General features: G+C 37.3%; 6 protein-coding genes. 3 read left to right on the top strand and 3 right to left on the bottom strand.

Annotation, left to right across the window (positions count from 1 at the left end; genetic code table 11):
• Window positions 1-166 precede the first annotated feature (166 nt).
• The gene (locus tag IQ247_RS07880) at window positions 167-1537 is read left to right on the top strand and encodes a tetratricopeptide repeat protein (RefSeq protein ID WP_193918759.1); all 1371 of its coding nucleotides are present in this window, start codon (window positions 167-169) and stop codon (window positions 1535-1537) included.
• A gap of 72 nt (window positions 1538-1609) precedes the next feature.
• Here IQ247_RS07880 and def read toward each other — a convergent pair whose 3' ends face one another.
• Window positions 1610-2143: a peptide deformylase gene (gene def, locus IQ247_RS07875; RefSeq protein WP_193918757.1), complete on the bottom strand. Its 534-nt coding sequence runs from the start codon at window positions 2141-2143 to the stop codon at window positions 1610-1612.
• A gap of 232 nt (window positions 2144-2375) precedes the next feature.
• Window positions 2376-3662, bottom strand: a complete 1287-nt coding sequence (locus tag IQ247_RS07870; RefSeq protein WP_193918755.1) for an HhoA/HhoB/HtrA family serine endopeptidase — start codon at window positions 3660-3662, stop codon at window positions 2376-2378.
• Window positions 3663-3845: 183 nt separating this feature from the next.
• On the opposite strand from IQ247_RS07870, the gene dnaA reads away from it, so the two are divergent.
• Window positions 3846-5231: a chromosomal replication initiator protein DnaA gene (dnaA, locus tag IQ247_RS07865; protein ID WP_193918753.1), complete on the top strand. Its 1386-nt coding sequence runs from the start codon at window positions 3846-3848 to the stop codon at window positions 5229-5231.
• Window positions 5232-5802: 571 nt separating this feature from the next.
• On the opposite strand, the gene IQ247_RS07860 is transcribed toward dnaA, so the two are convergent.
• Window positions 5803-5946 carry a hypothetical protein gene (locus tag IQ247_RS07860; RefSeq protein ID WP_193918751.1) on the bottom strand — a complete coding sequence of 48 codons (144 nt, stop codon included), beginning with the start codon at window positions 5944-5946 and terminating at the stop codon, window positions 5803-5805.
• On the opposite strand from IQ247_RS07860, the gene dnaN reads away from it, so the two are divergent.
• The gene (gene dnaN, locus IQ247_RS07855; protein ID WP_193918749.1) at window positions 5945-7120 is read left to right on the top strand and encodes a DNA polymerase III subunit beta; all 1176 of its coding nucleotides are present in this window, start codon (window positions 5945-5947) and stop codon (window positions 7118-7120) included. The two genes, IQ247_RS07860 and dnaN, sit on opposite strands and share 2 nt — an antisense overlap.
• The last annotated feature ends 83 nt before the right edge of the window (window positions 7121-7203 follow it).

Genomic DNA, 7203 nt, shown 5'->3' with positions numbered 1-7203 from the left:
GGCTTACCATCTCCCCATCTCCCCATCTCCCCATCCCCTTGTCCCCTTCGTCATCTACTCAAAGTAGCAATAAATGTATCAAGAGGCTGAGAAAGGTATTTATATCGATTACCTTGAGCAGTTTGAGGTGTAAAAATTAGCTTAAAAACTACGGAGATTCACCCTAATGGATGAACGCCGTCTGCGGGAATATGTTGCTCTGATTAAGGAACTGTTAAACTGTCCTGATGGAGAGGAGTTTGTAATCTTAAAAGCCAATACACAATTGGTTGATGAAGATTTAATTATGGTGATGGAGCAGATAGCCATCAAAGCAGAAGCGCAAGGTGCAACGGGAACTACTGAGTTCTTACGCAATTTAGCTCAAGAGCTAAAAGTTATGTTAACACAAGCAACGAAGACGTTTAATTCTGAAGATGATGAACGTCCATCTGCTTATTTAAAATTGATTGAAACGTTAATGAGTTGCCCTAGTGGGAGCGAAGCTGAAATATTGCGTAAAAATCAAGATTTAGTTGATACGCAATTCGTTTTAACTTTAGCACAAGTGGCAGGAATAATGGCAGAAATTGGTGAGCAAAAAGCTTCGCAATTTTTGCAAGGGATTGCGACACCTTTAGCTGAGGGAATGAAAGGTTCTTTACCTGCTCTCAAACCTGCTCAAAATTATTTGGATTTTCTGGGAGAAGTATTACGAACTACTTCTAACAGTAATGGTAATGCAAAAGTTGTATATCCTCTATTGGCTGCGAATTTAGATAAACTAAATACGCATTTTGCTCAAGTTATGGAAAACTGGGTAAAAGAGACTATAGAGAAAGTACAACCATCAATAGCCCATAACGTCGTCGTCGATATTGTAAATTTTAGTGTATTAATTCAACAGTTCTCTTTAGGTAATAAATCTGAGAACTTAGAAATTGCGATTACTGGCTATCAGGTCGCGTTAGCTTATTTTAATCGCGATAAGTACCCAGAAGAATGGGCTGGAACTCAGAATAATCTTGGAAATGCACTTGTTGAACGTATTAATGGGGACAGTGCAGACAATTTGGATGAAGGTATTAAATGTTATGAGCGTGCATTAGAAGTTTACCAGCGCGATTTATTTCCCGAAGATTGGGCTATGACTCAAAATAATTTGGGGACGGCTTATAAAGGTAGGGAAAAGGGGGATCAAGCAGAAAACCTCGAAATCGCTATTCAATACTATTTCGCGGCATTAGACGTATATCAACGTTCGGTATTTCCGTATCAATGGGCGGCAATTCAGTATAACTTGGGTAATGTCTATTGCGATCGCGTTGCTGGCGACAAAGCTGAAAATATGGAAATCGCTATATTATCTTACAATGCAGCCTTAGAAGTGTATCAACCGAATCTGGTTCCCCAACAATGGGCTATGACTCAATATAATTTGGGTAATACTTATAAACAGCGTATTCGTGGGGATAAAAACGAAAATTTGCGAAAAGCTGACGAATGTTATCTGGCTGCGATGAATGTTTATAAGCGATATCGCGATCCTGAAGAATAAGTGATTCTGTTTCTTACACACACTTTAGAAAAACCCGGCTTTTGATTTCTAAAAGTCGGGTTTTTACTTTCGTCAAAGGCGATCAAAAACCAAATTTTGATATTCTTGCTCGGTAAAAATATCAAAAGTGCTTTCAACTCTATCTAAAAATACTAATCCGCTCATATGGTCGTATTCATGTTGAAAAATACGAGCAACAAAGTCTGTCAATTCTTGTTTTTGTAATTTACCGTATCTATCAGTATATTCAACTTCAATAGTCTTATATCTCGGAACTAAACCTCTAATTCCCGGAATACTCAAGCAACCTTCCCAATCTTTGATAATCTCATCAGCATAATTAACAATTCGAGGATTAATCATTGCTGTTGGCTCCATCAAAGGAGCATGGGGATATCTTAGATTAGGACGAGAAGCAACGATAAAGATACGATAACCCACGGCAACTTGTGGTGCTGCAATACCAACACCATTAGCCTCGCTTACTGTTATCAATAAATCATCAATTAATTTTTGAATAGTTTTGTCTTCAATATTATTAACAAACTCAGCTTTTTGCCGCAGAATCGGATTACCTAATTGAATAATAGGAAGTTTTTCAGACATTATATAAAAGTTAGGAGTTTGGAGTTAGGAGTTTGGAGTTAGGAGTTTGGAGTTTGGAGTTAGGAGTTAGGAGTTAGGAGTTAGGAGTTAGGAGTTAGGAGTTAGGAGTTTGGAGTTTGGAGTTGCGACGGTGATAATCGGAGATAAGCTAGGAAGCATATTAATAGATTATTGTTCACTGTATGTAACTACGTGCCACACTGCGCTACACTGTCAACTGTCCCCCACACTCCTAACCACCCTGTCGGGTTGTAGGTAAAGGAGCAGGTCTAACTGCTAAATTTATAGTTCTGCCGTTGCGTTGCACTTCTATATTTAACGATTGACCAATTTTACTATTTTCTACTAATTTTTGTACGTCTTCATTATTATTTACGGACTGCTTATTAATGCTAACGATAACATCTCCGGCTTTTAGTCCGCCTTGAGATGCTGGAGAACCACGCATAATCCGCATTAATAAAACACCTTTATCTGCTGAAATACTCGGACTTCCTAGTTCGCTGTTGAGTTTTTCTTTGATTTCCGGTGTCAGCGTCACCATCTGAATTCCTAAATAGGGATGGTCTACTCGACCTTTAGCAATTAATTCTTGAGAAATTCTTTTAACTGTATTTACCGGAATCGCAAATCCTAAACCTTGAGCGCCTCTAATAATAGCAGTGTTCATCCCTATTACCTGTCCGCTAGCATTTAATAAAGGTCCGCCGGAATTACCGGGGTTAATTGCAGCATCAGTTTGAATATAATCAACTCGCTTATCAGCAGCAGCACCAATATCACGGCTAGAACGTCCTGTAGCGCTGATAATTCCGGAAGTTACCGTGTAGTTTAAACCTAAAGGATTACCAATGGCAATTACCGCTTCTCCTGGTTGTAGTGCTTCAGAGTCTCCCAAACCTACAGTAGGTAAATTATCTGCATCAATTTTAATTACAGCAACATCTGTTACCGGGTCTTCACCTAATACTTGTCCGTCAAATTTGCGACCATCTTTCAATTCAACGGTTACTCGATCGGCTCCGTCTACTACGTGAGCATTAGTTAATATTTCACCGTTGGAGTTGATAATAAATCCAGAACCATTACCCCTTTGTTCTCTTTCTCTGGGTTGTATCGGTGAGCCATTACCAAAAAATCTCCGTAAAAACGGATCGTCAAGTTCATCTGAAAGACCGGAACTTACTGCTCTAGAAGTATCAATCCGCACTACAGCCGGACCAACTTCCTGTACCACCGAGACCACAAAGTTAGGGTCTCTTGACTCTTTGAAGATTGCAGGAGGAGCAATTTTAGGTACATTATTATTTTGATTATTTGGATTGTTTTGATTGCCAGCCTGCGCCTGAGTATCTGGGGTGTTGCGACCTATAATATTACCAAGATTAGAACAACCATTAAGCAAAATAGTGCTAATGGCAACAATAAAAGTTAAGATAAAGTTTCTTACCCAAAACTGCTGGGTCTGATTTTTTGTATAAATTTTACTTGATTGTCGTTGACTGTCTTTTCTGTTCATGTGATTTTAGCTCTCCGTGTGAGTGGGTGAATGATAGGATATTGCCTACTGGATAAATATAAGAGTAACTACAAATTAAAATTTAGTTTTGGGTTTAGATTGCCTGAGTATCAGGTTTTTGGCAAGGCTACTTATTTAATATCTTGTTGTTTTGTGACGATTACCTCACAATCGATGGTTAAAATGTCTGAAAAAATAGAAAATTTATGGTCTCAAGTCTTGGAACGCTTGCAGCTAGAACTTTCGCGTCCCACATTTGAAACTTGGATTAAAACCGCGATCGCCGAAAAGTTAGAAAACAACTGTTTGGTAATTCGTACTCCCAATCCTTTTGCTCGCAATTGGTTACAAAAGTATTACATAAAAACGATTGCTTCAGTAGTTCAGGATATTCTCGGTCATCCGGTAGATATTTATTTTACAGTTACAAGCGGTGATTCAGCTTCCGAAATCAACGAAGGCGAACCAAGGAATGAATTACGTCTATCTACAACTATTCCGGGAAATATCGGTAAAAATGAGCAGAAAACATCTATTTTAAATCTAAAATATGTATTTTCCCGTTTTGTAGTTGGTGCAAACAATCGTTTAGCTCATGCTGCGTCTTTAGCGGTTGCAGAATCTCCCGGTAAGGAATTTAATCCTTTGTTTTTATATGGTGGTGTGGGATTGGGGAAAACTCATCTGATGCAGGCTATCGGTAATTATCGCTTGGAAATTTTCCCTTCAGCTAAAATATTTTATGTTTCTACTGAACAGTTTACTAATGATGTCATCAGCGCTATTCGTAATGACAGCAGACAAAGCCTCCGAGAACGTTACAGGGCTACTGATGTACTTTTAGTTGATGACATACAGTTTATTGAAGGTAAAGAATCAACTCAAGAAGAATTTTTTCATACTTTTAATACTTTATATGAAGCTGGTAAACAAGTCGTTATTGCTTCTGATCGTCCCCCCAATCAAATCCCTCGTCTCCAAGAAAGATTATCTTCCCGCTTCTCTATGGGATTAATTGCTGATATTCAAGCACCAGATTTAGAAACTAGAATGGCTATTTTACAAAAAAAAGCCGAAGATGAAAACTTACGTTTACCCAGAGATGTTATAGAATACATTGCTTCCAACTACATAAATAATATTCGAGAATTGGAAGGTGCATTAATTCGAGCAATGGCTTATGTTTCCATTTGGGGTTTACCTATGACTGTGGAAAATATTAGCTCGGTTTTAGAGCCACAAACTGAGAAAGTAGAAGCAACTCCCGTAGCAATTTTAAGTATAGTCGCCGATACCTTTAATATTTCTATCGAAGACCTCAAAAGTAATTCGCGACGCAGAGAAATTAGCTGGGCGCGACAAATCGGAATGTATTTAATGCGTCAATATACAGATTTAAGTTTACCTCGAATCGGCGAAGAATTTGGCGGTAAAGACCATACGACGGTTATGTACAGTTGTGACAAAATTACTCAACTTAAAGAAACCGACCACAATTTAGTACAAACTTTACGTCAACTTGGCGATCGCATTAATATAAATGGCTCTAGTACCGCACGGCGTAAATAAAGTACCCATTTTTTAAACTCAGATTGATACTCATGATTAGATTTTCAGATCGATATCTTACTTGCGCCAACCTGTACTAGGTGAAAATCAAAAATCAAAAATCAAAAATGTTTTCTTTCTTGGATATAATAAGTTATCTATTGGGCTACTTCTTTATTTAATAGTTAACATAAGTATAAAAATAAATTAAAAGCAAATATATTTGTGGAAAATTAGCAGAAAAACTGTGGAAAATTTATTTAAGTATAAATACTCTGTGGAAAAAAAGTTAGTTTTTCCACAGCTTTTTCCACAATTAGCTTTTAGTAGAAGTGTCTTTGAGGAAGACTGTGGTAAGTTTTCCACAACTTGAAAAAATATAGGGGTGAATATTGCCCTAATGTTTATTTAACGACAAATGTACGATTTCGGAATTTGTGCTGAGATTTTCACTAAATAATCTGGATAAATATATAGTGTGGTAAAAAATACTGCATAAGCAGATTGTTTTAAGGATAAAGTATCGATTTTCACATGGCTCCAAAGCAAGAAAAATTAGGCTTTTATCAACTCGAAAACTCTTTTTCTTGTTTTACTTTGTCGCTTTCTCGACTTCTTCTGCTTCTTCGATAGATAAATCTTCAGAAATAAACTGGATTAGTTTGGCATCAATGCTAGCCAATCTTATGTTTAATGGTATGTACAAGCCATATGCAGCATCCGTAAAATACACCATGAAACTAGTTTGCAACCAAAGCGATTTAAATACTCATCTTTCACTAACCTTTCGTGCTGTTCCTTCACGTCCGACTCATCCTATACTTGCTAATGTGCTACTACAAGCAGATGTTGCTAGTGGTCAAGTAAGTTTGACAGCTTTCGATCTAAGTTTGGGAATTCGTACCACATTCAAAGCCGAGGTTTTAGAATCCGGAACAATTACTCTTCCAGCCAAGCTACTTAATGATATAGTTTCTCGTTTACCATCGGGAGAAATAACGCTCTACATCGACGAATCATCGGATACAGAAAATCATTCGATGGGAGAAGGTTTAACCGTCACTCTCAAGCCACAAAGCGGACGATATCAAGTACGAGCAATGAATGCTGAGGAATTTCCGGAATTACCTGTAACTGAAAACGATAAAGCAATTCATCTGACTGTGAGTGCCTTAATTGAAGGTTTAGAGGGTTCCCTATTTGCGACAAGTGCAGATGAAAGCAAACAAGTACTTACAGGAGTACATTTGACAGTTAAAAAAGACAGTTTGGAATTTGCAGCCACTGACGGACATCGTTTAGCAGTAGTAGAAACTAGCAACGACAATTTAGATGCTGATGATGAACAGTTAGATTCTTTAGAGGTAACATTACCAAACAAAGCTTTACGAGAATTAGAAAGAATGCTAGCCCATAGTTCCAAAGAAGATGAACCTGTAGCAATGTATTTTGATCAAGGACAAGTAGTTTTTGAATGGCAAAATCAGCGTTTAACCAGTAGAACTTTAGAAGGACAATATCCAGCTTATCGTCAACTTATACCCAATCAATTTGAACGAGAATTAACTTTAGATAGAAAACAACTTATTAGTGGATTAGAAAGAATTGCGGTATTTGCAGACCAAAAAAATAATATTGCTAAAGTTAGCATTGATAGTGAATCTCAGGAAATTACCTTGTCAGTAGAAACTCAAGAAATTGGTAGTGGAATGGAATCTATGCCAGCACAGATATTAGGAGAAGATATTGATATTGCTTTTAATATTAAATATTTGATGGAAGGTTTAAAAGCACTACCTTCGGCAGAAATTCAAATGCAATTAAACAATAATTTAGCTCCCGTTATTTTTTCTCCCATCGGAGGAGTGAAAATGATTTATTTAGCAATGCCAGTACAATTAAGGAGTTAGGAGTTAGGAGTTAGGAGTTAGGAGTTGAAAACTAAATACCCCCCAATTCTAATCACGGATTAAAAAGGATTACACCGATTACA

It is taken from the genome of Plectonema cf. radiosum LEGE 06105 (assembly GCF_015207665.1).
Taxonomy (GTDB): domain Bacteria; phylum Cyanobacteriota; class Cyanobacteriia; order Cyanobacteriales; family Nostocaceae; genus Rivularia; species Rivularia radiosa_A.
Note: the sequence above shows the minus strand (reverse complement) of the source record. Positions and strands in the feature narration are given on the sequence as shown.

What these genes read in the sequence shown, in the direction of transcription:
- dnaN (WP_193918749.1), top strand. Translation starts at nt 5,945, where the DNA reads ATGAAACTAGTTTGCAACCAAAGCGATTTAAATACTCATCTTTCACTA.
- dnaA (WP_193918753.1), top strand. Translation starts at nt 3,846, where the DNA reads ATGTCTGAAAAAATAGAAAATTTATGGTCTCAAGTCTTGGAACGCTTG.
- IQ247_RS07860 (WP_193918751.1), bottom strand. Translation starts at nt 5,946, where the DNA reads ATGGTGTATTTTACGGATGCTGCATATGGCTTGTACATACCATTAAAC.
- IQ247_RS07880 (WP_193918759.1), top strand. Translation starts at nt 167, where the DNA reads ATGGATGAACGCCGTCTGCGGGAATATGTTGCTCTGATTAAGGAACTG.
- IQ247_RS07870 (WP_193918755.1), bottom strand. Translation starts at nt 3,662, where the DNA reads ATGAACAGAAAAGACAGTCAACGACAATCAAGTAAAATTTATACAAAA.
- def (WP_193918757.1), bottom strand. Translation starts at nt 2,143, where the DNA reads ATGTCTGAAAAACTTCCTATTATTCAATTAGGTAATCCGATTCTGCGG.